This window comes from Caenispirillum salinarum AK4, from assembly GCF_000315795.1.
In the GTDB taxonomy this organism is placed as follows: domain Bacteria; phylum Pseudomonadota; class Alphaproteobacteria; order Rhodospirillales; family Rhodospirillaceae; genus Caenispirillum; species Caenispirillum salinarum.
Map to the genome: position 1 here is coordinate 330504 of NZ_ANHY01000003.1, position 26342 is coordinate 356845.

22 protein-coding genes and 1 riboswitch are annotated in these 26342 nt (G+C 68.9%); of the genes, 11 read left to right on the top strand and 11 right to left on the bottom strand.

The features are described 5' to 3' along the window. The first annotated feature begins 132 nt into the window (after nucleotides 1-132). The gene (locus C882_RS03015; RefSeq protein ID WP_009539064.1) at nucleotides 133-708 is read left to right on the top strand and encodes a YqgE/AlgH family protein; all 576 of its coding nucleotides are present in this window, start codon (nucleotides 133-135) and stop codon (nucleotides 706-708) included. A 218-nt stretch (nucleotides 709-926) separates the two neighbouring features. Here C882_RS03015 and C882_RS03020 read toward each other — a convergent pair whose 3' ends face one another. After that, complete coding sequence (locus C882_RS03020; RefSeq protein WP_009539066.1) at nucleotides 927-2186, bottom strand: M16 family metallopeptidase; 1260 nt, start codon at nucleotides 2184-2186, stop codon at nucleotides 927-929. A gap of 20 nt (nucleotides 2187-2206) precedes the next feature. Next, nucleotides 2207-3604 carry a threonine synthase gene (thrC, locus tag C882_RS03025; protein ID WP_009539067.1) on the bottom strand — a complete coding sequence of 466 codons (1398 nt, stop codon included), beginning with the start codon at nucleotides 3602-3604 and terminating at the stop codon, nucleotides 2207-2209. Nucleotides 3605-3786: 182 nt separating this feature from the next. Then, nucleotides 3787-3864: riboswitch (SAM riboswitch) on the top strand. A 62-nt stretch (nucleotides 3865-3926) separates the two neighbouring features. On the opposite strand from thrC, the gene metZ reads away from it, so the two are divergent. Next, the gene (gene metZ / locus C882_RS03030) at nucleotides 3927-5162 is read left to right on the top strand and encodes an O-succinylhomoserine sulfhydrylase (protein WP_009539068.1); all 1236 of its coding nucleotides are present in this window, start codon (nucleotides 3927-3929) and stop codon (nucleotides 5160-5162) included. Between the two features lie 108 nt (nucleotides 5163-5270). Next, nucleotides 5271-5612 (top strand): hypothetical protein, encoded by a 342-nt coding sequence (locus C882_RS03035; protein WP_009539069.1) that lies wholly within the window; start codon nucleotides 5271-5273, stop codon nucleotides 5610-5612. Between the two features lie 21 nt (nucleotides 5613-5633). Here the strand turns inward: C882_RS03035 and C882_RS22880 are convergent, their stop codons facing one another. From C882_RS22880 to mutY, 7 genes are all read right to left on the bottom strand, one after another. Then, the gene (locus C882_RS22880; protein ID WP_009539070.1) at nucleotides 5634-7751 is read right to left on the bottom strand and encodes an ATP-binding protein; all 2118 of its coding nucleotides are present in this window, start codon (nucleotides 7749-7751) and stop codon (nucleotides 5634-5636) included. Nucleotides 7752-7768: 17 nt separating this feature from the next. Further along, nucleotides 7769-8860 carry a TRAP transporter substrate-binding protein gene (locus C882_RS03045; protein ID WP_009539071.1) on the bottom strand — a complete coding sequence of 364 codons (1092 nt, stop codon included), beginning with the start codon at nucleotides 8858-8860 and terminating at the stop codon, nucleotides 7769-7771. Between the two features lie 100 nt (nucleotides 8861-8960). After that, nucleotides 8961-10592: an alpha-glucosidase gene (locus tag C882_RS03050; RefSeq protein ID WP_009539072.1), complete on the bottom strand. Its 1632-nt coding sequence runs from the start codon at nucleotides 10590-10592 to the stop codon at nucleotides 8961-8963. 38 nt (nucleotides 10593-10630) lie between these two features. Beyond that, nucleotides 10631-11320: a thiaminase II gene (tenA, locus tag C882_RS03055; protein WP_009539073.1), complete on the bottom strand. Its 690-nt coding sequence runs from the start codon at nucleotides 11318-11320 to the stop codon at nucleotides 10631-10633. Nucleotides 11321-11464: 144 nt separating this feature from the next. Continuing rightward, nucleotides 11465-12115 (bottom strand): uracil phosphoribosyltransferase, encoded by a 651-nt coding sequence (gene upp, locus C882_RS03060; RefSeq protein ID WP_009539074.1) that lies wholly within the window; start codon nucleotides 12113-12115, stop codon nucleotides 11465-11467. Between the two features lie 173 nt (nucleotides 12116-12288). After that, complete coding sequence (locus C882_RS03065; RefSeq protein WP_009539075.1) at nucleotides 12289-12579, bottom strand: hypothetical protein; 291 nt, start codon at nucleotides 12577-12579, stop codon at nucleotides 12289-12291. Between the two features lie 136 nt (nucleotides 12580-12715). Then, a complete protein-coding gene (mutY, locus tag C882_RS03070) occupies nucleotides 12716-13795 on the bottom strand; it encodes an A/G-specific adenine glycosylase (protein ID WP_009539076.1) in 1080 nt (359 codons plus the stop codon). Between the two features lie 46 nt (nucleotides 13796-13841). Between mutY and C882_RS22885 the strand changes: the two genes are divergently transcribed. The 8 genes from C882_RS22885 to C882_RS03110 all read left to right on the top strand — a co-directional run bounded on the left by C882_RS22885 (nucleotide 13842) and on the right by C882_RS03110 (nucleotide 21984). Beyond that, nucleotides 13842-14402: a DUF721 domain-containing protein gene (locus C882_RS22885; RefSeq protein ID WP_009539077.1), complete on the top strand. Its 561-nt coding sequence runs from the start codon at nucleotides 13842-13844 to the stop codon at nucleotides 14400-14402. Nucleotides 14403-14733: 331 nt separating this feature from the next. Next, nucleotides 14734-15324 carry a thioredoxin domain-containing protein gene (locus C882_RS03080; protein ID WP_009539078.1) on the top strand — a complete coding sequence of 197 codons (591 nt, stop codon included), beginning with the start codon at nucleotides 14734-14736 and terminating at the stop codon, nucleotides 15322-15324. 164 nt (nucleotides 15325-15488) lie between these two features. Continuing rightward, nucleotides 15489-18980, top strand: coding sequence for a chromosome segregation protein SMC (smc, locus tag C882_RS03085; protein WP_009539079.1), 3492 nt, complete (start codon nucleotides 15489-15491; stop codon nucleotides 18978-18980). A gap of 259 nt (nucleotides 18981-19239) precedes the next feature. Beyond that, the gene (locus tag C882_RS03090) at nucleotides 19240-19611 is read left to right on the top strand and encodes an AtpZ/AtpI family protein (protein WP_009539080.1); all 372 of its coding nucleotides are present in this window, start codon (nucleotides 19240-19242) and stop codon (nucleotides 19609-19611) included. Nucleotides 19612-19684: 73 nt separating this feature from the next. Then, the gene (locus C882_RS03095) at nucleotides 19685-20407 is read left to right on the top strand and encodes a F0F1 ATP synthase subunit A (protein WP_009539081.1); all 723 of its coding nucleotides are present in this window, start codon (nucleotides 19685-19687) and stop codon (nucleotides 20405-20407) included. 112 nt (nucleotides 20408-20519) lie between these two features. After that, entirely contained in the window at nucleotides 20520-20747 is a 228-nt protein-coding gene (locus C882_RS03100; protein ID WP_009539082.1) for a F0F1 ATP synthase subunit C, read from the top strand. A 209-nt stretch (nucleotides 20748-20956) separates the two neighbouring features. Then, complete coding sequence (locus C882_RS03105; protein ID WP_009539083.1) at nucleotides 20957-21448, top strand: F0F1 ATP synthase subunit B family protein; 492 nt, start codon at nucleotides 20957-20959, stop codon at nucleotides 21446-21448. After that, complete coding sequence (locus C882_RS03110; protein ID WP_009539084.1) at nucleotides 21448-21984, top strand: F0F1 ATP synthase subunit B family protein; 537 nt, start codon at nucleotides 21448-21450, stop codon at nucleotides 21982-21984. Before C882_RS03105 ends, C882_RS03110 begins: the two co-directional genes overlap by 1 nt. 941 nt (nucleotides 21985-22925) lie before the next feature. Here C882_RS03110 and C882_RS03115 read toward each other — a convergent pair. Both C882_RS03115 and C882_RS22890 read right to left on the bottom strand, forming a co-directional pair. Then, the gene (locus tag C882_RS03115; protein WP_009539085.1) at nucleotides 22926-23561 is read right to left on the bottom strand and encodes a response regulator transcription factor; all 636 of its coding nucleotides are present in this window, start codon (nucleotides 23559-23561) and stop codon (nucleotides 22926-22928) included. Nucleotides 23562-23747: 186 nt separating this feature from the next. Further along, a complete protein-coding gene (locus tag C882_RS22890; protein WP_009539086.1) occupies nucleotides 23748-26279 on the bottom strand; it encodes a sensor domain-containing protein in 2532 nt (843 codons plus the stop codon). Nucleotides 26280-26342: the final 63 nt, after the last annotated feature.

Sequence of the window (26342 nt, forward strand, 5' to 3'; positions counted from 1 at the left end):
CTGGAAGGACAAGCCGATTCCGATGGGGTGGTGAGGCCCTCGCGCCCTCGTGATAGACTATCAGGGCATGGAAGTGCGGAAACGGCCTCGCCGACCTTGCTCCGCGCGCCCGTTCGGCATAAGTGGTGTGTCATGACCAAGACGCTTTCCGAGTCCGGATATCTTGTCGGCAAATGCCTGGTGGCGATGCCGGCCATGCAGGACACCAACTTCAGCCGCACCGTCGTGTACGTCTGCGCCCACACGTCGGAAGGGGCCATGGGTCTGGTGGTCAACCGCACCATCGACCAGCTTTCCTTCGACGATATCCTGGAGCAGATGGACATCGAGCCGGGCGTGGGCACCCAGTCCATCCGTGTCCACTTCGGCGGTCCGGTGGAGGCGGCGCGCGGATTCGTGCTGCATACGGCCGACTACCGCGACGAGGGTACGCTGCCGGTGGACAGCAACATCTCGCTGACCGCCACGGCGGACGTGCTGAAGGACATCGCCAAGGGCAGCGGCCCGCGCCGCCGCCTGATGGTCCTGGGCTATGCCGGCTGGGGCTCGGGCCAGCTGGACGAGGAACTGAAGGAAAACGCCTGGCTGATCTGCCCGCCGGACGAAAAGCTTCTGTTCGGAGAGGACAACGAGGCCAAGTGGAACACGGCCATGAAGCTCATGGGCATCGACATGAGCCGCCTGAGCGATACGGCGGGGCATGCGTAGCCCGGCCTAAGGCGCTCGGGCCACTGCAACTCGGGCCCTCTTGAAGAAGATTGCGAATCCCTACGGCGCGATCTGCATCAGCAGGACGGGCTAACCGGTACTGCGTGTAAGCCCACAGGCGCCTGCCATTGGAGCCGGCGAACACAGAGGGCAGGTGTCGCATTCAGCTGTCGGTGGCGGCCGCCCTTCCCATAGCTCTGCATGCGGGCGAGGCTCCCTCAAGCCGCCAGCCGGCCGCGCACCTTGTCCAGCGTTTCCATCCGGTCCAGCGGGCCCAGCGAGGCCAGCGTCATGGGCGTTTCCACCAGGCGGCGGGCCAGGCGGGTCATGTCGTCGACCGTCACCGCTTCCACCTTCTCCACCATTTCCTCCATGGAGATGGGGCGGCCGTAGGCCAGCATCTGGCGGGCCAGCTGTTCGCAGCGGTTGGTGGTGCTTTCCATGCCCATCAACAGCCCCGCCTTGATCTGGGCGCGGGCGCGGGCCAGTTCGTCGGCGGTGATGGCGCGGCCCGCTTTCAGCAGTTCGTCGGCCATGACCGGCACCAGTTCCGCGACCTCGTCCTCGCCGGTGCCGGCGTAGATGCCGAACAGGCCGGAGTCGCGGAACGACCACGCAAAGCTGTAGATGGCGTAGACAAGCCCGCGCTTCTCGCGGATTTCCTGGAACAGCCGCGACGACATGCCGCCGCCCATCAACTGGCTGAGCACCTGGATGGCATAGACGTCGGGATCGTCGTACTTCACGCCGTCGAAGCCCAGCACCACGTGCACCTGCTCCAGGTCGCGGTCCTCGCGGAATTCGCCGCCGACGTAGGTGGCGTCCTCTTCCGTGCGGCCGGAGTGGGCGGGCAGGGCGCCGAAGCGCCGTTCCACCATCTCGACGAAGGCGTCGTGCTCGATGTTGCCCGAGGCCGTCAGCACCGTGTGCGGCGCGGTGTAGCGGTCGCGCATGAAGTCGAACAGGGTGTCGCGGGTCATGGACCGCACGATCTCTTCCGTCCCCAGCACGGGCCGCCCCAGCGCCTGCCCCGGATAGGCGGCGGCCTGCCAGTGGTCGAAGATGATGTCGTCGGGCGTGTCCTCGGCCTGGTTGATCTCCTGCACCACCACGGCCTGTTCGCGTGCCAGTTCCTCGGCGTCGAAGGTAGAGTTCTGGAGGATGTCGGCGATGATGTCCGTCGCCAGTTCCGTGTCGTCCTTCAGCACCTTGGCGTAATAGGCCGTGTGCTCGCGGCTGGTGTAGGCGTTCAGCATGCCGCCGACGGCCTCGATCTCCTCGGCGATGCGGATGGCCGAGCGCGTCTCCGTCCCCTTGAAGGCCATGTGCTCCAGAAGGTGGGAGATGCCGTTGATCTCCGCCGGTTCGTGGCGGGTTCCGACGTCCACCCAGGCACCCAGGCTGACGGTCTCCACGGTGTCCACGCGGTCGGTGCAGACGCGAAGGCCGTTGGGCAGGGTGGTGACGGCAATGCTCATTCAGGGTCCTCGTGAAGCTGTCAGGAAACCAGCAGGGTCTTCTTGATATGGGTGCGCACGGCTGCGACGTCATTCTCCACCACGTCGAACCGCTCCGGCCGCTCCAGCAGGTCGGCCAGGCGCTCAGGCAGGCCGGGGCGGATGCCGCTGGCCGCTTCCACCGCGTCGGGGAACTTGGCGGGGTGCGCGGTCGCCAGCGCCACCACCGGCACGCCGGCAGGCAGGCCCTGCGCGTCCGCCGCCGCGAGCGCGATGGCCGAATGCGGGTCCACCAACTCGCCGGTCTGCCGGTAGGTGTCGGCGATGACCTTCGACGTCTGCTCGTCGTCCAGGCGCAGGCCCGAGAACAGGTTGCGGATTTCCGCAAGCGGCTCGTCGTCCAGGGTGAAACTGCCCGACTGGCGGAAGCCGCTCATCAGGTTCTTCACGGCCTGGCCGTCGCGCTCGGTGGCGTCGAACAGCAGGCGCTCGAAGTTGGACGACACCTGGATGTCCATGGATGGGCTGATGGTCGGCACCACGCCTTCCATGGTCATGGACCCGGTCTCGAAGAACCGCGTCAGAATGTCGTTGCGGTTGGACCCCACCACGAACTTCTCAACCGGCAGGCCCATGCGGCGGGCGACGTAGCCGGCAAATACGTTGCCGAAGTTGCCCGTCGGCACGGCGAAGGACACGGCGCGATCCGGCGCGCCCAGGGCCAGCCCGGCCCAGAAATAGTAGACTACCTGGGCCATGATGCGCGCCCAGTTGATGCTGTTGACCGCACTCAGCCCCATCTCGTCGCGGAAGGCGCTATCGGCGAACAGGGCCTTCACCGTATCCTGGCAGTCGTCGAAGGTGCCTTCCAGGGCGACGTTGTGGACGTTGGCCGAGGTCACCGTCGTCATCTGGCGTCGCTGCACCTCGGACACGCGGCCCTTGGGGTGCAGGATGAAGATGTCGATGTTGTCGCGGTCGCGCGTCGCCTCGATGGCCGCCGAGCCCGTGTCGCCCGAGGTGGCGCCGACGATGGTGATGCGCTTGCCGTGCTTCTTCAGCACATGCTCGAAGGCGTTTCCGACGAACTGCAGCGCATAGTCCTTGAAGGCCAGCGTGGGGCCGTGGAACAGCTCCATCATCCAGCGGTCGGGGCCGAGCTGTTTCAGCGGCGCGATCGCCTTGTGCTCGAACGGCGCGTAGGAGCGGGTGGCGAGGTCGGTCAGTTCCTCGTCCGTCAGGCAGCCTTCCACGAAGGGGCGCATGACGGCGACCGCCAGGTCCGGGTAGGACAGGCCGCGAAGGGCGCGGATTTCGTCGGAGGAGAAGTGCGGCCAGGACTCGGGCACGTACAGCCCGCCGTCGCGGGCCAGGCCCGTCAGCAGCACGTCGTCGAAGGAAAGAGCCGGAGCCTCGCCCCGGGTGCTCACGTACTTCACCGTCTTCTCGCTCCCGTCTCCCGCGCCGAAGGTGGTCCGGCGCCCGCTTCACAGAGTGCGGCGCAGGGTACAGCGCGGGGAACCCAACGGCAACACGCAACGCCGGGTCAGGCGCCCGCATGTGGGGCGTCCGCACAGGGTCGTCAAGCGAGCGGTTGACGCAGGTCCCGGTTTCCGTTACGGAAAGTGGACGTGGTGATTTGGGCGACCGGCTTGCGGCCACGTAAAACAAACCGCTAAAAGGTCGAGGCCGCCGAGACGCAGCCCTGACCGCCACGCAAACCGGTCGGGGCTTTTTTGTGTTTCAGGAGGCACCCCCGCCATGGCCGACGACGCCACCCCGCGCTTTCCCGCCATCGATCTGCCCGCCGCGCCTTCGGCCGACGATTGGGCGCCCCGCACGCGCATGGTGCGCGGCGGAATGACGCGCTCGGCCTTCAGTGAGACGTCGGAAGCGCTGTACCTGAACTCCGGCTTCGTCTACGGCTCGGCGGAGGAAGCAGAGGCCAGCTTCAACGGCGAGGCCGACCGGTACGTCTACTCCCGCTTCCGCAACCCCACCATCGAGGTGTTCGAGACCCGCCTGGCCCTGGTGGAGGGGGCGAAATACTGCCGTGCCACATCGTCGGGCATGGCGGCGGTCTTCGCCGCACTGGCCTGCACGGTGCAGGCGGGCGACCGCGTGGTCGCCAGCCGCGCCCTGTTCGGCTCGTGCCGCCACATCATCGCGGAGATCCTGCCCACCTGGGGCGTCGAGGTGGAATTCGTCCATGGCCCCGACCTCGCGGCGTGGGAGGGCGCGCTGTCCAAGCCGACCACGGCGGTGTTCATCGAGACGCCGTCCAACCCGACGCTGGAGATCATCGACCTTCCCCGCGTCTGCGACCTGGCGCACGCCGCCGGCGCCAAGGTGATGGTCGACAACGTCTTCGCCACGCCCATCCTGCAGCGGCCCCTGACGCTGGGCGCCGACGTGGTGATCTACTCCGCAACCAAGCACATCGACGGCCAGGGCCGATGTCTGGGCGGCGCGGTGCTGACTGACGACGAGGAATGGTTTACCGACCGGCTGGCCCTGTTCCTGCGCCACACGGGCCCGTGCCTGAGCCCCTTCAACGCCTGGGTTCTGGCGAAGGGGCTGGAGACGCTGGACCTGCGGGTCGACCGCCACTGCGCCAACGCGCTGGACCTGGCGCGCTTCCTGGAGACGCGGGTGGGCATGGGCGTGGCGCGGGTGTTGTACCCCGGCCTTGCCAGCCATCCGCAGCACGACACCGCCATGCGCCAGATGAAGGCCGGCGGCAGCATCGTCGCCGTGGAGCTGGAGGGCGGCAAGGACGCGGCGTTTGCCTTCCTCAACGCGCTCAGGCTGATCGACATCAGCAACAACCTGGGCGACGCAAAAAGCCTCGCCTGTCATCCCGCCACCACCACCCATGCCTCTCTGCCGGACGAGGAGAAGGCGGCCCAGGGCCTGACGCCGGGCCTGCTGCGCCTGTCGGTGGGGCTGGAGGATGCCGGCGACCTGATCCGCGACGTGGAGCGGGCTCTCGGCTGACAGACGCTCAAGATGCCCGACAATTGACACGGTTTCGTCCTGCCTCCTGCCCAAGTCCTCGGCCATTGTTTTTGTAATGGACCAGGCACGGATGATCAGGAGGAAATCATGATCCGCCTCGCCACGACTTTCGCCGCCGCCGCCGTGACTGCTGTCATCGGCCTTTCGGCGCCCGCGTCGGCCGCCTCGCCCCAGGAGACGCTGCCCCAGGAGTGGCTGGGCGAACTGGCCGACGCCCGCGACCTGCTGGAGTCGCTGAAGCAGAACGGCACGCCCGCCCGCGCTCTCCGCCCCGCCGAGGAGGCGCTGGAGTGCTGGGCGGCGGCGGGCGCGGACGCAATCACCTGCCGCGACGAATTCTTTGCCCGCGTCGTGGACTCCAGCTATGCCGATCCGGCCGACGTGCAGGTGGCCCGCAACGCCATGGGCGCCGACATGTGGATGCGCTGAGGCTGCAGCGACGGGCGCTTGTCACGCGACAGCCGCGTCCCGCCGGTCCTGCGCCGTGTCCGCCGTCAGTTTTGGCAGGGCGACACGGAACACCGAGCCTTCGCCGGGCGTGCTGGTGACCCAGATGCGGCCGCCGTGGCGTTCGGCGATCTTCTTGCAGATGGACAGCCCGACGCCCGTCCCGTCGTACTCGTCGCGGCCGTGCAGGCGCTGGAAGATCTTGAAGACCTTTTCGAAGTAGCGGCGCTCGATGCCGATACCGTTGTCGGCGACCGCGATGACCCATTCGCCGTCGTCCTCGGCGAAGGTGACGTGCACTTCGGGCGGCCGGTCGGGGTGCCGGTATTTGATCGCGTTGCCGATCATGTTCTGGAACAGGCGCGTGACTTCGGGCTCGTCGCCCAGGATCACCGGCGGGTCGTCGGGCAGCGACACGGTCGCCGCGTTCTCGGCGATGGCGCTTGCCAGCCCGTGCACCGCCGACGTCAGCGGGCGCTCCAGCGGCAGTGGCGCCAGCGGACGCCCCATGCGGCCGACGCGGGAATACTGCAACAGGTCCTGGATGAGCCCGGACATGCGGTGCGCGCCGTCGACCGCATAGCGGATGTAGTCGCGCGCGTCGCCGTCCAGCTTGTCTCCGTGGCGCCGCTGAAGGAGTTGCAGGTAGCTCGCCACCGTGCGCAGCGGTTCCTGCAGGTCGTGGGAGGCGACGTAGGCGAATTCCTCCAGTTCCACGTTGGAGCGCTCCAGCGCCCGGGTCTTTTCCTGGATCACCTCCCGCGCCGCCCGGCGGGACGTGATGTCGCGCGCCACCACGACGCTGCCGCGCGGCCGGACGGGCGCCAGGTCGCGGCTGGCCACGTCCAGCTGCGGGCTGAGGGTCACTTCGACCCAGACCGTTCCACCGCCGGGCAGCAGGAAGCGCTTTTCGTACTGTGCCGACAGCGCCTCGCCCCGGCGCACGGTCCACGCCTGCTCGGCGCTGCTTTCCAGGTCGTCCGGGTGGCTCAGCTCCAGCAGGTCGCGGCCGATGAGGTCGCCGCGGTCGCGGTGAAGGATGCGGGCGAATTCCTCGTTGATCTCGGCCACCTTGCCGTGGTCGTCCACCAGGGCGATGCCGGCGCCGGCGTTGCTGAAGATGGAGCGGAAGCGGCGCTCGTTCTCGATCACCTTGCGCTGGTTCTCTGACAGCGCGCGCACGGCCCGGCGCAGCGACAGGCCCGTCACCACCAGCACAATGGTCAGCGTCACCAGCAGGAGGAAGTAGCGGGTGGTATCCTCGCGCCACCGGGCCAGCGCCTCGGCCTTGGGAACGGCGATGCCGACGGCGAGCGGCAGGGTGCCGACGCGGTCGAAGGCGACGATGTGGTCGCTGCCGTCGCTGGCGTCCGACCCGTCGAGCGCGGCGGAGCCGGGACCCTGGGCGCCCGTCAGCGCCTGGGCGATGGTCTCGGGCATGCGCGCGTCCGGGGGCAAGACATCGGACGTCTGCGCAAGCACCGCACCGTCGGCCGCGTGCAGACCGACTACCGCGCCGTCCCACAGCCGCCCCGCATGCATTTCGCGCTGCAGGACGGCGCGGTCGAGCGTCATCAGCACCACGCCCATGAACCGCCCGTCCGGGCCGGTGATGCGTCGGCTGGCCGTGAGCGGCTCGTCCGCCCCAGGCCGCAGCGACAGGCGCAGGATGTCGTCGGTTTCCGCGGCGTGCGCGGCGAAGGCTGTCCACTCGGCGAGCGCCATGTCCACCGGTTCCGGCCGGTCGTGGCGGTGCAGGACGTCGCCCTGGGCGTCCAGCACGATCGCATCCCGCACCGCGGGCACGCCGCTGAGGCCCGTGCGCAGCAGGGCCGTGGCGCGGAAACGCTCGAAGGTGTAGCGCGACCAGTTGTCGCCGAATTCCTGCGAGAGTTCGCGCAGGGCGGCGTCGATGTTTCCCAGGGTGGCGGCGGCGTTGAACGCCAGCGTTTCGGCGACGCCGCGAGCCATGTCGCGGGCGCGATCTTCCTCTGTTGCGCGGGAATGCCAGGCGAAGCCGGCGCCCATCAGCCAGATCAACAGCGTCAGCGCCAGCCCGATGACCAGAAAGGAGCCGGGCTGGCGGCCGGTGCGGCGGAAGTAGCGTGCGGTCCGCGACATCGTACCGGCTCCCGCGTCTAGCGTGGCAACGCCTGCAGGGCGCTCCAGCGGCGCGCCTGCTCGACGTATTCGCTGAGAGATGCCAGCGCGTCGGCTGCAAGTGGATCACGGGAGGCGGCTTCTGCCACCACCTCGCGGGATACGGCACGGAGGCGGGCCAGGACGGGGTCGGGAAAACGGCGCACCTCTATGCCCCGCGCGACGGCGGCGTCCACAGCCTCTGTTTGTCGCGCAACGCCTTCAGCCAGCCCGAGCAGGACATTCTCGCGGCAGGTCTTGCGCAGGGCGGCCCGCTCGCCTTCCTTCAGGCTGTCCCAGACGTCGCGATTGACCAGCAGGATGTTCAGGCTCGCCGGCTGATGCCAGCCGGGAAAATAATAGTACTTCGTGAAATGATGGAAGCCGAAGCTCTGGTCGACCAGGGGGGCTGCGAATTCCACCGCGTCGAGGCGGCCTTCCTCCAGCGCGTTGTAGATCTGGGCCACAGGTTCCTGCGAGGATTCGCTGCCCAGGCGCTCCAGAACCTCTGCGCCGAGGCCTGCGATCCTGATGCGCAGGCCCTTGAAGTCCTCCACCGACCGGATCTCGGTCTTGAACCACCCGCCGGCGGCGGAGGGGAGCATGTCGCACGGCAGGACGACGATGCCCAGGCGTGCGTAACCCCTTTCAAGCAGGGAAAGGCCGCCGCCGGCATATAGCCAGCCCGACAACTCGCGGGGCGTGGGGCCGAACGGCATGGAGCCGACAAGCCCGCCAAGGGGAACGCGATCGGCGTGATAGCCCATCCAGTCGAAGCCGACGGGAACGGCGCCCTCGCGCACGGCTTCCAGCAGGTGCTGCGGTTCGACGATGCCACCGGCCCCCACAAAGCGGAGGGTCAGGCTGCCGCCAGTAAGCGACTCGACGCCCTCGGAGATGCGCCTTTCACTTTCCGAGAAGGCGGCCATCCCCGACGGGAAGGCGCTCTGTACCACCAGGTCGCGGGCGTCGGCGCGCGGCGGAAAAAGCACCGCCAGGGCCAGGATCACCAGCCCCGCCGCCGCCCGTCGCGGCACCGCCGTCTTCCAACGGCGGCGGCGGCGCGTGCGGATGACGGTCCTTTGGCCCACGGCGATCCTCCCCACTCGGCATAATACCAGCCCTTACCCCTTCGGCACCCTGAACTGTAATACGTCCGCGCCCTTGGGGCCATCCGCCTGTGCGGAAATGTCAGCGCGTGCCGAACCAGGCGCCCCAGCCATCCAGCCGCACGACGCCGTCCGCGTCCGGGGCCGTGGCGGTCCAGCCGTGGCCTTCCGCGGCCGTGGAGCCGGCAGGCACGGCGACCGTCGCCGGCTCCGCGCCAAGGTTGAACGCGCAGACGAGTCGGGCGCCGTCGTGCTCCCTCTCGAAGGCGAGCACCGGGTCCCCGGCGGGCAGCATGGTCAGCGCGCCGAAGCGCAGCGGGTCCTGCGTGCGGCGCCAGTCGATGAACCGCCGCCAGTGGGCCAGGACGGACTCGGGATCGGCTTCCTGCCGGGCGACGCAGCGCTCCAGGTGCTCCGGCGGCAGCGGCAGCCAGAGGTCCGCCTCGCCCGAGTCGCTGAAGCCGCCGGCGGGGGGCTCGGCGGTCCAGGGCATGGGCGTGCGGCTGCCGTCGCGGCCCTTGAAGTGCGGATAGTAGGTGATGCCGTATGGGTCGCGCAGGCGGTCCTGCGGCACCTCGGCCTCCGTCAGGCCCAGTTCCTCGCCCTGGTAGACGCAGACCGCTCCGCGCAAGGAAAGCAGCAGGGCGTTGAACAGCTTGGCAGACGCCGGCGACCCGTCGCCCCAGCGGCTGACCACGCGCTCGACGTCATGGTTGGAGAACGCCCAGCACAGCCAGCCGGAATTGATGTGCGTCTCCACGTGCTCGATGGCGTCTCGAATCGCCGTCGCCGTGCCGGGCCCCTTCATCAGGCCGAGCGTGTAGGCCATGTGGATGCGTGGATCGTGGGTTTGCGCGGTGTAGTACTCGGCGCGCTCCAGTGGGGTCATCTTCGCGGGCTCGCTGCCGACTTCCGCGATGGCGAAGGTGTCGGGGTAGTCGTCCATCACCCGACGCAGGCGCATGAGCACGTCCACCGTTTCGGGGTGGGCGAGGTCGTTCTCGTGCAGCTGCATGTTGTAGGGGCGCAGCGCGATGCGGCGCGTCGGGTGCGGCGGGTTGTCGGGCATGGCCGGGTCGCTGACCATGAAATCGACGGCGTCCAGGCGGAAGCCGTCCACGCCCCGGTCCAGCCACCACGCGGCGATCTCCTCCAGCGCGTTGACCACCGGCTCGTGCCGCAGGTTCAGCTTGGGCTGGGTGCTGAGGAAATGGTGCAGGTAGTACTGCCGCCGCCGCGGCTCCCACCCCCAGGCACCGCCGCCGAAGACCGACAGCCAGTTGTTGGGCGGGCTGCCGTCGGGCTTGGGATCGGCCCAGATGTACCAGTCGGCGTGGGCGCCCTCGCGCGAGACGCGGCTGTCCTTGAACCACGGGTGCTCGTCGCTGGTATGCGCCAGCACGAAGTCGATGAGGACCTTCAGCCCAAGCCGGTGCGCCTCCGCCACCAGCCGGTCGGCATCGGCCAGCGTGCCGAACATGGGTTCCACGGCGCGGTAGTCGCTGACGTCGTAGCCGAAATCGTGCATGGGGGAGGCGAAGAAGGGCGATATCCAGACCGCGTCGACGCCGAGCGAGGCGATGTAGGGCAGCTTCTCGATGATGCCCGGCAGGTCGCCGATGCCGTCCCCCGACCCGTCGCGGAACGAACGCGGGTAGACCTGGTAGACCACGGCTCCGCGCCAGTGATCCTCGGGGGTGGCGGCACCGGTCATGTCGGAAGGTCCGTCTGTGGTGGAAGGGAGAGGCGGGATCAGCCGCGCGCCGGCGCGAGGCCCATGTCCCAGAAGCCGATTTCCAGGCGTGTGGCGGTTTCGAAGGTCTGGCGCAGGGTGTTCCAGCGCCCGCTGGCGATGGGTTCCGCCCCGATGCGGCGTTCGGCGACCTTTTCGATCAGCCCGCGCGCGCCGGCCGCGACCTCCTGGTATTCGGCGTCGGAGTACATCTCGATCCAGGCGCGGTAGGGGTTGCCCTCGATCCTGGTGTCGGGGTGCTTGACCATCCAGGCGCCGATCTCCGCATAGCCGATGACGCAGGGGGCGAGCGCCACCAGCAGGTCCAGCAGGTCGCCCGAGTGGCCGCGATCCAGCACGTAACGGGTGTAGGCGATGTTGGCGGGGTCTTCAGCCACCTCGGCCATCTGGTCTTCCGTCAGGCCCCATTCGGCGCAGTACTTCACGTGCAGCGCCATTTCATGGTTGAGCAGCGCGTCGGTGACGGTGACCGCGTGGCGCATCTCGTCCAGGTGCTCTGCCTTGGCGACGGCCAGCGCCCAGGCGCGGCTGAAGTGGATGAGGAACAGGTAGTCCTGCGTCAGGTAGTGCCTGAAGCAGTCCTCCGGCAGCGAGCCGTTGGCCAGCTGCCGGCAGAAGGCGTGGTGGATGTAGGCCTCCCACGCATCGGCGCAGGACGCCTTGAGGTGCGGGTAGATGTCCGCGCTCATGCCTGTTCCCCCTCAAAAATGAAGAACCAGAGCCCATTTCGACTGGAAATGGGCGAACGGGGTCCCGGAGCCGTAGGCGTGTGCGAAGCACACAGTGGGGCCGCGCGCCGGTCAGCCGCGTGAGCCCCAGTGGCGCCTGAAGTCTTATTTAGTGCCAAACAGGCGGTCGCCGGCGTCGCCGAGGCCGGGAACGATGTAGGCGTGGTCGTCCAGGCGCTCGTCCAGCGAGGCGACGTAGACCTGCACATTCGGGTGCTTCTCGTTGAAGGTGCGCATGCCTTCGGGTGCTGCCACCAGGGCCTCGAACAGGATCTGGTCGTCTGTGACGCCGTGGCGGTTCAGTACGTCGACCGCGTGCACCGCCGAGTGGCCCGTCGCCAGCATGGGGTCGACCAGGATGAAGGTGCGGCCGCCGGCTTCCGGCAGCTTGACCAGGTATTCGCTGGGCGTGTGGGTGACGGGATCGCGCACCAGGCCGATGTGGCCGACGCGCGCACCGGGCATCAGCTCCATCAATCCGTCTGCCATGCCGTTGCCGGCCCGCAGGATCGGCACGATGGCGACTTTCTTGCCCTGGATGACGGGCGCGTCCATGGCCACCATGGGCGTGTCGATGCGCCGGGTCTCCAGCGGCAGGTTGCGGGTGATCTCGTAGCCCATGAGCAGCGAGATTTCGCGCAGCAGGGTGCGGAAGGTGCGCGTCGAGGTCGTCTTGTCCCGCATGTGCGTCAGCTTGTGCTGGATCAGCGGGTGGTCGAGAACGTGCAGGTTGGGAAACTCGGGGTGCGTGGTCATTGTCGCGCCGTCCGTGATCGGGTGTCTCTGGTGGAGGTACGCGCATCCGGCGCGTCCGGGTTGGCCGCCTTATAGCACCGCACCGCCGCCGATCCCACCCCCCGGACGCGACAACGCCCGCCGGGTGGGCGGGCGCGCGCGGGTTGGTGGTGGCAGGGCGGGGATCGGGATGGTCAGTGCTCGCGGTGCTGAAGGCGGCGGTCGCGGCCGCCGGGATGTTTCTCGCAGCAGTCCCGCAACTGGGCCAGAAGCTCCAGTGCCGCCTGCTTGCGGCCGTCGCGCAGGGCGGCGGAGACTTCGTCGAGCATCATCTGCCGCAGGGCCGGGTTGCCCCATTCCTTCTGGAGGAAGGCGTAACCCTTCTCTACCGCGACGATGTCGGGCAGGTGCTCGTGATGGGCGATGACCATCAGTTCCTCGGGGGTCAGGTCGCTCAAGGCGATGCAGTCCTGAAGGGTCAGCATGACGGAACCTCCCTTGGACGGTGGACGACATGAAACCGATCGTCCTTCATGCCCCGATGATACCACCGGCCGGCCCTCTCCTTTAGGGGGAAACGACGCTGCGCCGCATCAATTCTGCACGGTTTTTCCGGGAATTTTAGTGATGAGGGTCGAGAGCCGCTTGCAGCGCGTGTTTGACGACCTTGCGCATGAGCGTCGGCAGGGCTTCCCCGCCCATGTCGGCCACGTCCACCCATCGTCCCGCATCCTCCGGCCCCGGATGCGACAGGGCCGCCGTCAGCACGGCAAGCTCCAGATGAAAATGGGTGAAGGTGTGGCGCACCAGCCCCGGCAGCGGCCGCCAGCCTTCCACGGTGACGGGGGCGTGGGGCAGGGCGGCGTCGGGCGTCCAGGTCGCGTCCTCCTGCCAGGGGGTGGAGGGGACCTCCGTCATGCCGCCCAGCAGCCCCGAATCGGGCCGCTTGCGCAACAGCGCCCGGCCGGTGCCGTCGATCACCCAGAAGGCGACGCCCCGGCGCACCGGCTTGGCGGTCTTGCGGCGTTTCTTCGGCAACTGATCCTGGATGCCCTCGCTCTGCGCCGCGCAAGGCTCCTGCCACGGACAGCCGAGGCACGACGGCGAGCGCGGCGTGCAGACCGTCGCCCCCAGGTCCATGACGGCCTGGGCATAGTCGCCGGCCCGCTTTCGCGGCGTCAGCGTCGCAGCGAGCCGTTTCAGGTCCGCCTTGCTGTCGGGCAGGGGTTCGGTGACGGCGAAGAGACGCGCCATCACCCGCTCCACGTTGCCGTCCACCACCGTCGCCGGCTGCCCGAAGGCGATGGCGGCGACGGCGGCGGCAGTGTAGGCGCCGATGCCGGGCAGCGCGCGCAAGCCGTCTTCCGTATCCGGGAAGACGCCGCCATGCTCGTCGGCCACCACCTTGGCGCACTTGTGCAGGTTGCGGGCGCGGGCGTAGTAGCCGAGGCCCGCCCATTCCGTCAGCACGTCGTCCTGCGGCGCGGCGGCCAGGTCGCTCACTGTCGGCCAGCGGCTCAGGAACCGTTCGTAATAGGGAATGACGGCGGCAACGGTGGTCTGTTGCAGCATCACCTCCGACAGCCAGACGGCGTAGGGGTCCGGCGCCGGCCCGCCCGGCGGCGTGCGCCAGGGCAGGCGGCGGGCGTGGCGGTCGTACCAGGAGAGCAGGGCGTCGGCGGAGGCTCTGGACGGCGGCATGGATCGGGTCTAAGTCTCGCAGGAATGAGAAGCGGCGTACGGTGCCATGGACGACAGCGGGAAGAAAGAGCCGGCGAAGCGCAAACCCAAGGCCGGCGGCTGGGGCATCCGGCCCTCGGACGACCGGCGCAACGGCGCCGTCAGCCTCGACCAGGTGGGCATGAAGCTCATGCGCCCCCTGCTGGGCAAGCGCGGGTTGGGCGAGGGGGACATCGCCTTTCACTGGGAAAGCATCGTCGGCGGCTCCATGCTGGCGCGCGAGTCGGCACCGGAACGCATCGTCTTCCCGAAAGGCAGCCGGACGGGCGGGGTGCTGCACCTGCGGGTGCCCAACGGCGCACTGGCGGCGCAACTGGTTCACCTGAAGCCGCAGATCATGCAGCGCATCAACGGGTACTACGGCTATCCGGCCATCGCGGATGTGCGCATCCACCAGCGGCCCCTGCCGCCCCGCCCCAAGCGCCCCGGCGACCCGCCCCCGCTGGCCGAGGAAGATCGCAGGGCGTTGGACGTAAAACTGAAGGACATCGACAACCCGAAACTCAAGACGGCCCTCTCCGGCCTGGGGGAGGCGATGACGCGGCGGGGGAAGGCGGGGAAGAGGTAGAACCACCAAGACACCAAGGCACCAAGGCTTTCCGGCTGCGCCGGAATATGTATGCGAGGGAGTTACGGGCTCCCTCGCGCTCCCCCGTTTACGTGTTCATCATAACTTGAAGCCGGGTGCCGTCGGCTGCCGGAAAGTGGATGGCGCGCCTTCGCGCGCTTTCTTGGTGTCTTGGTGGTTCATAAAGAATCCCGCCGCTTGCCGCCCCACCGTCGCCTCGCCTAAGATGCGCCACAGTGGCGCGGCAGGCTGTCCGTCGGTGGTAGGTCCGCCGGCATCGGCCGGCGTCGTTTCCCACCGCCGCAGTCCAAGCCGCACAGAGGAGACCTCCGTGAACCGCATCGCGTTCCTGTTCGCCGCCTTCATCCTGGTACTGGCCGGTCCGGCCGCCGCCCAGTCCGACCTTGCCACCAAGGAGTACCAGGAGCGCGTCATGGGCGATCCCGACGCGCCGGTGACCATTCTTGAATATTCCTCGCTGACCTGCGGCCACTGCGCCAACTTCCACGCCGACGTGCTGCCCGAGGTGAAGGAGAAGTACATCGAGACCGGCAAGGCGAAGCTGGTCTTCCGCGACTTCCCCCTCGACCCGCTGGCCGCCGCTGCCGCGCTGGTCGCGCGCTGCGTACCCGAGCAGAACTACTTCCCCTTTCTGGAGACCCTGTTCGCCGGCCAGGAGAACTGGACCCGCAGCCAGGAGCCGCTGAAGGCCATCCAGGGCTATGCCCGCCTTGCCGGTCTGTCGGCCGAGGGGCTTGAGGCCTGCCTGAACAACGAGGGCCTGTTCAACACCATCCAGCAGGTCAAGCAGGAAGGACAGCAGGAATACGGCATCTCCGGCACGCCGACGCTGATCGTGAACGGCGAGGTCCTGCCCGCCTACACCGCCCTGCCCGACGCCCTGGCCGAGGCGGTGGAATGATACCGGGCGACACATGAAAAACGTAAACTTGTCGCCCGGCAAGGCCGACCGGCCGTCGCGCCTCGTGGCGCGTGAGGCTGCGTGCCGCTTGAGCGCAGCGTCGATGATTTCAATCATCGACGCGCATAAGTGACTCCCGCCGCCGCGTACCAGGGTAGCCCGCGTTGATCCGTTTCTCCCGCCTGCGCCTGACCGGCTTCAAAAGCTTCGTCGATCCGACGGAGCTTTTGATCGAGCCGGGCATGACCGGCATCGTCGGTCCCAACGGCTGCGGCAAGTCCAACCTTGTCGAGGCGCTGCGCTGGGTCATGGGGGAAACGTCCGCCAAGCAGATGCGCGGCGGGGAGATGGACGACGTCATCTTCGGCGGCACGTCGCACCGCCCGGCGCGCAACATCGCGGAAGTGACCGTCGGCCTGGACAACCGCGACCGCTCGGCGCCGGCCCTGTTCAACACCGCCGACGAGTTGGAGATCGTCCGCCGCATTGAGCGCGGCAAGGGCTCGGCCTACAAGGTCAACGGCAAGGAGGCCCGCGCCAAGGACGTCCAGCTGCTGTTCGCCGACGCCGCCACCGGCGCGCGGTCGACAGCCATGGTCAGCCAGGGCCGCGTCGGCGCGCTCATCAACGCCAAGCCCGCCCAGCGGCGCGGCCTGCTGGAGGAAGCCGCCGGCATCTCCGGCCTGCACACCCGCCGGCACGAGGCGGAATTGCGGCTGAAGGGTGCGGAGGCCAACCTGCAACGGCTGGAGGACGTTCTCCAGGCGCTGAACGGCCAGCTGGGCAACCTGCGCAAGCAGGCCCGCCAGGCCGCCCGCTACCGCGCCCTGTCGGAACAGATCCGTCAGGTGGAGGCGCTGGTCCTGCACCTGCGCTGGACGCGCGCCATCGACGGGCTGGAGGTCGCCAAGGCCGCCTTCCGCGACGCCGAGGCGCAGGTTGCCGACCTTACCCGCGCCGCCGCCGCCCATTCCCGCGAGCAGATGGAGGCATCCGAGGCCATGCCGGCCCTGCGCGAGGCCGAGGCCGAGGCCGCCGCCCGTCTGCAGCGGTTGGTGCTCGCGCGGGAACAGCTGGACGCCGAGGAAAAGCGCCTCGCCGCCGGTCGGCAGGAGGCGGAGCGGCGCCTCGCCCAGATTTCCGACGACATCCAGCGTGAAACCGCCCGCGCCCAGGACGCCGAAGAGGCGGTCGCGCGCCTGACCGAGGAGCGGGACGCACTGGTCGACGCCTCCGCCGACGAGGCCATTGAGCAGGAGGAGGTGCGCGAGGCGCTGGCCGTGGTCACCGACGAGGTCAACGACCGCGAGGCCGAACTGACGCGCCTGACGGAACAGGCCGCCTCCGACGAGGCCCAGCGCAAGGCCCTGCTCCGCCGGGTGGAGGAGTCCGAACTGCGGGCCGACCGGGCCGAGCGCCGTCTCAAGGAGGCCGAGGACAGCCGCGCCTCCGCCGCCGCCGCCGGGGTCCCGGTGGAAGATTTGGAGCTGGCCGAGGAACGGCTGATGGCGGCGGAAGACGCGGTGGAAACGGCCCGCCTCTCCCGCGCCGAGGCCGACGAGGCACGCGATGCCCGCCAGACCGACTACGAGGCCGCCCGCGACGCGCTCCAGACAGAAAGCGCGGCCCGTGCCCGTCACACGGCCGAGATCGACGCGCTGGCCGACCTGCTGGCGGCGGAGCGCGAGGCCGACGACCTGGAAGGCCTGGGTGCGCCGGTGCTCGATGCCCTGACGGTGGCGCCGGGCTATGAGCAGGCCCTCGGCGCCGCGCTGGGTGATGATCTTTCGGCCCCGGAAGGCGACGACGGCCCGCGCCGCTGGCAATCCTTGCCGCGCTTGGCCGAGCCCGCGCCGCTGCCGGCGGGGGTGGAGCCGCTGGACCGCCACGTTTCCGGCGCGCCGGCCCTGGCGCGGCGGCTGACGGCGACGGGGGTGGTGAAGGATCGCGAGACGGGGGCGGCGCTCGCCCACACGCTCGCGCCGGGCCAGCGGCTGGTCACGGCCGAGGGCGACCTGTGGCGGTGGGACGGATTCGCGTCGGAGGCCGGTGCGCCGTCCGCCGCCGCCACGCGCCTGCGTCAGCGCAACCGGCTCAACGAACTGCGCGAGGCGCTGGAGGAGCACGACGCCCGCGTGGAGGCGGCGGAAAGCCGGGTGGAGGATGCGCGGCTCGCCGTCGATCACGCCCAGGAAGCGGCCCGCACGGCGCGCGATCGCGAACGCTCCGCCGAACACGCGCTGACCGAGGCGCGCAACCGGCAGGTGGAGCTGTCTCGCCGCAACGCCGCGACCGAAAGTCGCCTGTCGGCGCTGGACCAGACCATCGAACAGCTTTCCGGCGACCTCGCCGAGGCCCGCGCCCAGGCCGAGGAAGCCCGCGAGGCGCGCGAACGCCTGGGCGATGGCGGCGCCGACCGGGGCCGCATCGACGCCCTGCGCACCCGGGTGGCCGAACTGCGCGGCCGGCTGGCCGAGGCCCGCTCGCGCCACGACCGGGTGTTCCGCGAGGCCGAGACCCGCGCCGCCCGCCTGAAGACGGTGGAGGACGACCTGGCCTCATGGGCGCGGCGCAAGGAAAGCGCGGCAGGGCAGTTCGCCGAGCTTGAGGCCCGCCGCGAGGCTGTGATGGAGGAGCTTCAGGGGCTCGCCGAACGGCCGGTCGAGATTTCCGAGCAGCGCGAGACGCTGGCCGAGCAGATCGATCGCGCCGACACGCAGCGCCGCATGGCCGCCGACGCGCTGGCGGAAGGCGACAGCCGTCTGCGCGAGGCCGACCGAGTGCTGCGCGATGCCGAACACGCGCTGGCCAAGGCCCGCGAGGACCGCGTGCGGGCGGAAAGCGCCGTGGAGAACGGCCGCTCCCAATGTCAGCAGATCGCGGCGGCGGTGTCGGAGCGACTCGACTGCAAGCCCGAGGACACGCGCGCGCTGGCCGGGCTGGACGATCCCGAGGCGCCGGCCGCACCCGACCTCAAGGCGGCCGAGGACCGGCTGCAACGGCTGTCGCGCGAGCGCGAGATGATGGGGCCGGTCAACCTGCGCGCCGAGCAGGAGGTGACGGAACTGGAGGAGCAGGTCCAGACCCTGACGGCGGAGCGCGACGATCTGGTGGCCGCAATCGCCCGCCTGCGCCAGGGTATCAATGAACTGAATCGCGAGGGCCGTCAGCGCCTGCTGGCCGCCTTCGAGAAGGTGGACCGCAATTTCCGCCAGTTGTTCGTGCGGCTGTTCGGCGGCGGGCGGGCGCACCTGGCGCTCACCGAATCCGACGACCCGTTGCAGGCGGGGCTCGAGATCATGGCGTCGCCGCCGGGCAAGCGGCTGCAGATCCTCTCGCTGCTGTCGGGCGGTGAGCAGGCCATGACGGCGCTTGCGCTGCTGTTCGCCGTCTTTCTGGTCAACCCCGCGCCCATCTGCGTGCTCGACGAGGTTGACGCGCCGCTGGACGATGCCAACGTCGACCGCTTCTGCCACATGCTCGACGAATTGACGCGCATGTCCGAAGCCTCCACGCGCTTCCTCGTGGTCACCCACCACCGCATGACCATGGCGCGCATGGACCGCCTGTTCGGCGTCACCATGGCCGAGCGCGGCGTCTCGACGCTGGTGTCGGTGGACCTGAACGAGGCCGCGCGCATCCGCGACGCCGGCTGAAGCCAGCCGCCTCTTGCCTGCACCCGCCCTGACGGGTAGTATACCCGCGCCGTGCCTGGGTGGTCCCTAACCCTCTGTTATGGAACGGTTTTCAGCCTTCCCGGCCTGTAGATGGGCAGGGTTTTACGGCTTGACAGGGGGGCGGGCAAACCTTATGGTGCGCGCGATTTTGAGGGGGCTCGCACGCTTTTTCGCGCGGTGCTCGGCATGTCGGGACCGGTCAGCGCACCGCTCCGAAGGTTGAGGACCGCACCGCGAAATGAATGATGGCAAAAAGCCCACCTTGGATGATATCGATGCCCGCATCCGGGCGGCCCGAGAGGGCGCGGATCGGAAGCGGAGGGACGAAGACGGCCCGGGACCACGCAACGTCTCGGGGATCGGAATTGCCTTCCGCATCAGCATCGAGTTCACGGCCGCGGTCCTGGTCGGAGTCGCCATCGGCTACTTCCTGGACGACTGGCTGGGGACGGCGCCCTGGTTGATGGTGCTGTTCCTCCTCCTGGGGTTCGCCTCGGGGGCGATGAACGTCTACCGCACGGTCCAGGGGCTCGACCAGAGCGTCGGCCTGGGCAAGGCGGTGGAACGCAAGAAGGAGGCGGAGCGCCGCTCCGACGACACGGGGTCCTGACGGGCTGTTTTTTTATGCCCGCGTGACCCCAGGGTTGGCCGGCCCGCAAGGGCCATAAAGAAGAGGAACGACCGTGGCTAGTCCGGTTGAGCAATTCGATATCAAGCCGCTCGTCGAGATTCAGGTCGGTGGCGTCGACATCTCCTTCACCAACTCGGCCCTGTTCATGGCCATCGCGGTCGGTCTTTCCGCGCTGTTCTTCTGGTACGGCACGCGCAAGCGCGCGCTGGTGCCCGGCCGGTGGCAGTCGGTGAACGAGGTGTTCTACGAATTCATCGCGAACATGATCCGCGATAACGTGGGGAAGGAAGGGATGAAGTACTTCCCCTTCATCTTCACGCTGTTCATGTTCGTGTTCCTGGGCAACATGCTGGGGCTTCTGCCCTACAGCTTCACCTTCACCAGCCACATTGCGGTGACGGCGGCGCTTGCCCTGTTCATCTTCATTGCGGTCACGATCATTGGCTTCGCCCGCCACGGCACGCACTTCCTGCGGATGTTCTTCCCGCACGGTGCGCCCATCGCCACGGCCCCGATCCTGATCCCGATCGAACTGATTTCCTACCTGTCGCGTCCCTTCAGCCTGTCCGTCCGTCTGTTCGCCAACATGACGGTGGGCCACATCATGCTGAAGGTGCTCGCCGGTTTCGTCGTCGCGCTTGGCGTCTTCGGGTTCATCCCGCTGGCCGTCGTGTTCGGCGTCACCCTGCTGGAGATCGGCATCGCCGCCCTGCAGGCCTACGTGTTCACCATCCTGACCTGCATCTACCTCAACGACGCCATCAACATGCACTGATGGATCGGGTGGTCCGGGCCGATCGCACACGCGCTTCGGGCCGCCTGGTAGCCTTGCCTGCGGGTCACGTTCGAGCCTTAACCTGTGCCTTTTTGACTAAGGGAAGAGAGAGATGGAACCTGAAGCTGCGAAGATGATTGGTGCCGGCCTGGCCGCTATCGGCATGATCGGTTCCGGTATCGGTGTGGGTAACATTTGGGCCAACCTGATCGCCACCGTCGGCCGCAACCCGGCCGCCAAGAGCAGCGTCGAGCTGTACGGCTGGATCGGCTTCGCCGTGACCGAGGCTATCGCGCTGTTCGCCCTGGTCGTCGCGCTGATCCTCCTGTTCGCCGCGTAATCCGCAGCGAAGGAATGACGCCGGCAGCCGGCCGGCGGGGATGTGTCTGCATCGCCCGCCGGCCGGCTTCCCGGCCCGTTTCGTGAAAGGGGGCCGTGGCACATCACGGCCGTCGGGCTTTTCATCCCATGGCATCCGCCATGGAACGGTGAGGAGGCCCTTCGGCGTGCGCCAGACAGGCGGCCGTCTTGCCACCAGGAGCCTAAGGTATGCCGCAGTTCGACTTCTTGTCCTTTCCGTCCCAGATCTTCTGGCTGGTGGTCACCTTCGTCGCCCTGTACTTCATCATCTCCCGGTTCGCGATCCCGCGCATCGGCGATGTGATGGAACAGCGCCAGAAGATGATCGACGACGATCTGGAGCGCGCCACGCAACTGAAGGCGGACACCGACGCCGCCATCCAGACCTACGAGAAGGCCCTGGCCGAGGCGCGCGCCAAGGCGCACGAGGTCATGAAGGGCGCGCAGGACGAAATGTCCCGCAAGGCGGAAGAGCGTAACCGCGACGTCGCCGAAAAGCTCGCCCAGCAGATCGCCGAGGGTGAGACCCGCATCTCCAAGGCCCGCGACGAGGCCCTGGCCTCCATTCGCGAGGTTGCGACCGATGCGGCCAAGGCCGTCGCCGACAAGGTGGCCGGCGTGTCGATCGCCGACGACAAGGCCGAGGCCGCCGTCGCTGCCGCCCTGAAGGAGACCCGCTGATGATCAGTGCCGCCATCGCCGCCGAAACCGCCGGTGACGCACATGCCATGGCGTTCTACGAGGACCCGACCTTCTGGGTCGCCGTTGCCTTCATCCTCGTCATCGTCGCCTTCTTCCGTCCGGTCGCCCGCGCCCTGACGGCATCGCTGGACACCCGCGCCGAGCAGATCCGCACCAAACTCGAAGAGGCCCGCAAGCTTCGCGAGGACGCGCAGGCCCTGCTCGCCGAGTACCAGCGCAAACAGCGCGACGCCATGAGCGAGGCCGAGGACATCATCGCCCACGCCCGCACCGAAGCGGACCGCATCCGCGCCGAGTCGGAGCAGGCCCTGGAAGACTCCATCAAGCGTCGTGAAAAGCAGGCCATGGACCGCATTGCCCACGCCGAGGCGGAAGCCATGCGCCAGGTCCGCAACCAGGCCGTCGACGTGGCCGTCGCCGCGGCCGGCAAGCTCCTGCAGGAGAACATGCCGGCAGACAAGGCCGACGCCCTGGTCGATCAGACCATCAAGGACCTGCCGAACAAGCTGCATTGATCGCAGCACCCGCGGCATCCCGACCAGACAAGCCCCGCCCCGGCCCACCGGCGGCGGGGTTTCGTCGTTCTGGCGCTACGCAGCGCTATCCCGCACGCGAGACTGACGCGATGCGGGACGCCGGGCGCCTCGCATCCTCCAGCGGGCGCAAGCCCGCTCAAGCGCCGTGCCCCGGCACCGCTTTCGTGCTTCGCGCGAATGGGATGACGCGAGGCCCGCGGGGCCTCGCGCTCGCGCGTTATGACGCGGTGTGCTGGTGGAGCGATCCCAGTCCGGTTTCTCCCGCGCAGCGCCCCGCCACGCTGCGCACCAACACACCGCGAGCGCGAGGCGCCGGGCGCCTCGCATCCTCCAGCGGGCGCAAGCCCGCTCAAGCGCCGGACCCCGGCGCCGCGTTCGCGCTTCGCGCGTACGGGATGATGCGAGGTCCGCGGGGGCCTCGCGCTCGCGCGTTATGAGGCGGTGTGCTGGTGGAGCGATCCTTGCCCGGAGTCTCCGGCGCAGCGCCCCACCACGCCGCGCACCAACACACCGGGAGCGCGAGGCGCCGGGCGCCTCGCATCCTCCAGCGGGCGCAAGCCCGCTCAAGCGCCGTGCCCCGGCACCGCTTTTGTGCTTCGCGCGAATGGGATGCCGCGAGGCCCGCGGGGCCTCGCGCTCGCGCGTTATGAGGCGGTGTGCTGGTGGAGCGATCCCAGCCCGGTTTCTCCGGCGCAGCGCCCCGCCACGCTGCGCACCAACACACCGCGAGCGCGAGGCGCCGGGCGCCTCGCATCCTCCAGCGGGCGCAAGCCCGCTCAAGCGGCGTGCCCCGGCACCGCTTTCGCGCTTTGCGCGTACGGGATGATGCGAGGCCCGCGGGGCCTGGCCAAACCCCCGGCGCGCGCAAGCCCGCTCCCGTGCCCGGCACTGGGGCGCAAACCTTGCTGGCTGGTTGCGCGTCAGCCTCGGTCGCGGCCTTTGAGGAAGAAGGCGACGGCTTGGGCGCGGTTGCTGACGCCCAGTTTGTCGTAGAGGTTCTTGAGGTGGAATTTCACCGTATTCAGCGAGATGTCGAGTTTTTCGGCGATCTGCTGGTTGGTGAAGCCGCTGGCCAGGCTGGTCAGCAGCTCGCGCTCGCGGCGGGTGAGGCCGGCCAGCGGGTCGTCGGACAGTTTGCTGACGTCGACGAAGGGGAACATCATTCGTCCGTCGGCCACGGCGGCGACCGTTTCCAGCAACTGCGCCGGCGGATCGGACTTGGAGCAGAACCCGGCCGCCCCAAGGCTCATGGCCATGCGCGGAATGTCGGGATTGCCGCTGCCGGTGTAGACGATGATGCGGGGCCGCTCCTGCCGGCGGCTCAGCGCCTCCAGCACGCCCCGGCCGTCAAGGTAGGGCATTTCCCACCCGATGATCCCCACATCGAAGGTCATGCGGTCGCACACGGCCAGGAAGCGTTCGCCGTCCGGGCACATGTGCAGCAGGGTGAACCGTTCGTCGCCGGCAAACAGCTTGATCAGGCTGCTCTGGAGCAACGGGTTCTTTTCCGCGATGACGATCTCGATGGGACGTTTGGCTTTTTTGTCGTTGGCCATGAACCTGGCGCCACTCGGTCGTGATGATGGACTGCCTCCCCCGAACCCCCTCGGCCCGAGGCGCCCATAGGCTACAGCATGTATCCCGGAAGGCAAATGCCGTTATGACCGAAAGTGCGGGTCCATCCCGCCCGCTTGGGCGGGAAACGGGTGTGCAGCCGCTGCCCGCGGCCCGCCGCCGGCCGGTCAGCCGGCCAGTTCGGCGGCCGTGAAGAACTGGTAGTTGGCCTTGCCCTGGCTCTTGGCGGCGTACATGGCGGTATCGGCGTTGCGCAGCAGTTCCTCGGAATCGGCGGCGTCCTCGGGCAGCAGGGCGATGCCGATGGAGGCGGACACGTGCCCGGGCCGGCCGTCCAGGTCGAAGGGGATCTCCAGCGTGTCGATGACGCGCTGCGCGACCACGGCTGCCCCCGTACGGCCTTCGACTCCTTCCATGATGACCGTGAACTCGTCGCCGCCCAGCCGCGCGACCGTGTCCGACTCGCGGACGCAGGCGCGCAGGCGCTGGCCGGCGCCCTTGAGCAACTGGTCGCCGGCCTCGTGCCCCAGCGTGTCGTTGACAGCCTTGAAGCCGTCAAGGTCGATGAACATGAGGCCCAGCGTGTATTTCTGCCGCCGCGCGGCGGCCACTGCGTGCTCCAGCCGATCGAGAAACAGGGCGCGGTTGGGCAGGCCGGTCAGCGCGTCGTAGCTGGCCTGATAGCGGATACGTTCCTCGGCCCGCTTGCGCTCGGTGATGTCGTTGATGACGGCCACGAACTGGCGCACCGGCCCTTCGGCCTCGGGCACGGCGGAGCAGGCGATGCGGGCGGCGTACTGGGTGCCGTCGGCGCGGGTGGACCAGCGCTCCGTCTCCCAGTGTCCGCCGTCGTCCAGAGCGCCGAGCATGGCCGCCACTTCATCGTCGGCGCAGGCGAGGACGGTGCCCAGGTCGGTGCCCGCGACGTCCTCGGCCCGGCGGCGCACGATGGCGCGGAAGGCGGGGTTGGCGGTGGTGATGGAGCCGGCGCGGTCGCAGACGGCGATGCCCTCGGCCGTGGTCTCGAAGACGGTGGCGGCGACGCGCAGCCGGTCTTCAGCCTTCCGGCGTTCGCTGACGTCGCGGAACAACACGACGGCGCCGGTGCCGCCGGCGTCATGGTCCTCGATGGGGGCCGAGGTGTATTCGGCGGCGAACTCCGACCCGTCGCGGCGCATGAGCGTCAGGTCCGTGCGCTCGTGGAAGACGCCCCGGCGCAGCGCCGCGCGGACGGGCAGCGGCCGGCCGGCTCGGCGGCCTTCCGCCGGGCCGTAGCGGAAGACGGCCGTGGCGTCCATGCCGGTCAACTGGGCGACCGGCCAGCCCAGCATCTGCGCGGCGGCGGGGTTCGCCACGGTGATGCGGCCGTTCATGTCCAGCGCCACGATGCCGTCGCCGGCCGACTCGAGGATGGACTCGTTCTGCCGCGACAGGGCGCGCAGTTCCTCGGTGCGCTCGCGGACGCGGGCTTCCAGTTCCTCGTTGTAGCGCTTTTGGGCCGCCTCGGCCTGTTTGCGGGCGGTGATGTCGCGGATGACGCCGGTGTACATGCGCGCCTTGCCCACGCGCATTTCGGCCAGCGACAGCTCTATGGGGAACACCCGGCCGCTGGAATGCAGGCCTTCCAGCTCCCGCGCCTTGCCGAAGGCCCAGCCCTGGCGTCCGGCGTGGTAGTTGCGCATGTGGCTGTCGTGATAGGCGGCGAAGCGCGACGGCATGAGGATCGACAGGTTGCGGCCGAGCACCTCGTCCTTGCGGCGCCCGAACAGGCGCTCGGCGGCGGGATTGAAGGTCTGGATGATGCCGCGTTCATCGGCGGTGACGATGCCGTCGACGACAGTGTCGAGCACGCCCTGAAGCCGCGCCTCGCGCTCGCGAAGGGCTTCGGCGGAGCGCATGCGTTCGGAGATGTCGCGCCCCTCCACCATGAAGGCGTCGCGGCCGAAGGGGATGACGCGGGTTTCCACGTCGTGCACGCGGCCGTCCCGGCCCCGCAGTTTCAGCGGCAGCACGTCGGACTCGCCGGCCAGGGCGTCCAGGCCCAGGTCGACGATGGGGCGGTAGTCGTCGTGGATGAGGTCGATGAACGGCGCGCCCCGCAGGGCATCCGGGTCGTCGCCACCCAGCAGGTCGCGCGCGGCCGCGTTGACCACGACCATGCGGTTGTCCTGGACAACGAACACCAGGTTCAGCGACATCTCCACCATGTTGCGGTAGCGATGCTCGCTTTCCATCAGCGACGCGACGGCACGGGCGCGGTCGGTGACGTCGCGGGCGTGGATCAGCACGGCATCGGAAGGGCCGGGGACCCCATCGGGCGGCGCGACGCGGGTGACGGCCAGCTCGACCTCCACCACGCGGCCGGCGAGCGTGGTCAGCAGCAGTGGCATCTTCCCGCCGTCGTCGGCCAGCAGGCCAAGGCCCAGATCGACGATGTCGCGGTAGTCCTCGTGCACCAGGTCGCGGAACGCCATGCCCGACAGGTCCGGCTGGCCGCCGGTGGTGCCGTCGTTCAGCAGACGTGTGCCGGCGGGGTTGATCCAGGTCAGCCGGCCGTCGCGGCACACGCAAACCAGATCGTCGACCAGTTCCGCGAACTGGCGTCCCCAATACTCCATGACCGCCGTCGACCCCATGCGGTCGCGTGCCCCCTTGATGTTGCCGATGCCGGCGCCGCGCGCCGGCGACCGCGGTCCCATGATCCGCAGGAACCGCCGGGACCATGATGCGCCCTCTCCTTACGGCGCACAACCACTGCGTAA

Coding starts and splice junctions, on each gene's coding strand:
- C882_RS03115 (WP_009539085.1), bottom strand. CDS start 23,561: ATGGCCAACGACAAAAAAGCCAAACGTCCCATCGAGATCGTCATCGCG.
- C882_RS03065 (WP_009539075.1), bottom strand. CDS start 12,579: ATGCTGACCCTTCAGGACTGCATCGCCTTGAGCGACCTGACCCCCGAG.
- mutY (WP_009539076.1), bottom strand. CDS start 13,795: ATGCCGCCGTCCAGAGCCTCCGCCGACGCCCTGCTCTCCTGGTACGAC.
- C882_RS03015 (WP_009539064.1), top strand. CDS start 133: ATGACCAAGACGCTTTCCGAGTCCGGATATCTTGTCGGCAAATGCCTG.
- C882_RS22885 (WP_009539077.1), top strand. CDS start 13,842: ATGGACGACAGCGGGAAGAAAGAGCCGGCGAAGCGCAAACCCAAGGCC.
- C882_RS03035 (WP_009539069.1), top strand. CDS start 5,271: ATGATCCGCCTCGCCACGACTTTCGCCGCCGCCGCCGTGACTGCTGTC.
- C882_RS03020 (WP_009539066.1), bottom strand. CDS start 2,186: ATGAGCATTGCCGTCACCACCCTGCCCAACGGCCTTCGCGTCTGCACC.
- C882_RS03110 (WP_009539084.1), top strand. CDS start 21,448: ATGATCAGTGCCGCCATCGCCGCCGAAACCGCCGGTGACGCACATGCC.
- C882_RS22890 (WP_009539086.1), bottom strand. CDS start 26,279: ATGGGACCGCGGTCGCCGGCGCGCGGCGCCGGCATCGGCAACATCAAG.
- C882_RS03050 (WP_009539072.1), bottom strand. CDS start 10,592: ATGACCGGTGCCGCCACCCCCGAGGATCACTGGCGCGGAGCCGTGGTC.
- C882_RS03100 (WP_009539082.1), top strand. CDS start 20,520: ATGGAACCTGAAGCTGCGAAGATGATTGGTGCCGGCCTGGCCGCTATC.
- C882_RS03105 (WP_009539083.1), top strand. CDS start 20,957: ATGCCGCAGTTCGACTTCTTGTCCTTTCCGTCCCAGATCTTCTGGCTG.
- upp (WP_009539074.1), bottom strand. CDS start 12,115: ATGACCACGCACCCCGAGTTTCCCAACCTGCACGTTCTCGACCACCCG.
- C882_RS03090 (WP_009539080.1), top strand. CDS start 19,240: ATGAATGATGGCAAAAAGCCCACCTTGGATGATATCGATGCCCGCATC.
- C882_RS22880 (WP_009539070.1), bottom strand. CDS start 7,751: ATGTCGCGGACCGCACGCTACTTCCGCCGCACCGGCCGCCAGCCCGGC.
- tenA (WP_009539073.1), bottom strand. CDS start 11,320: ATGAGCGCGGACATCTACCCGCACCTCAAGGCGTCCTGCGCCGATGCG.
- metZ (WP_009539068.1), top strand. CDS start 3,927: ATGGCCGACGACGCCACCCCGCGCTTTCCCGCCATCGATCTGCCCGCC.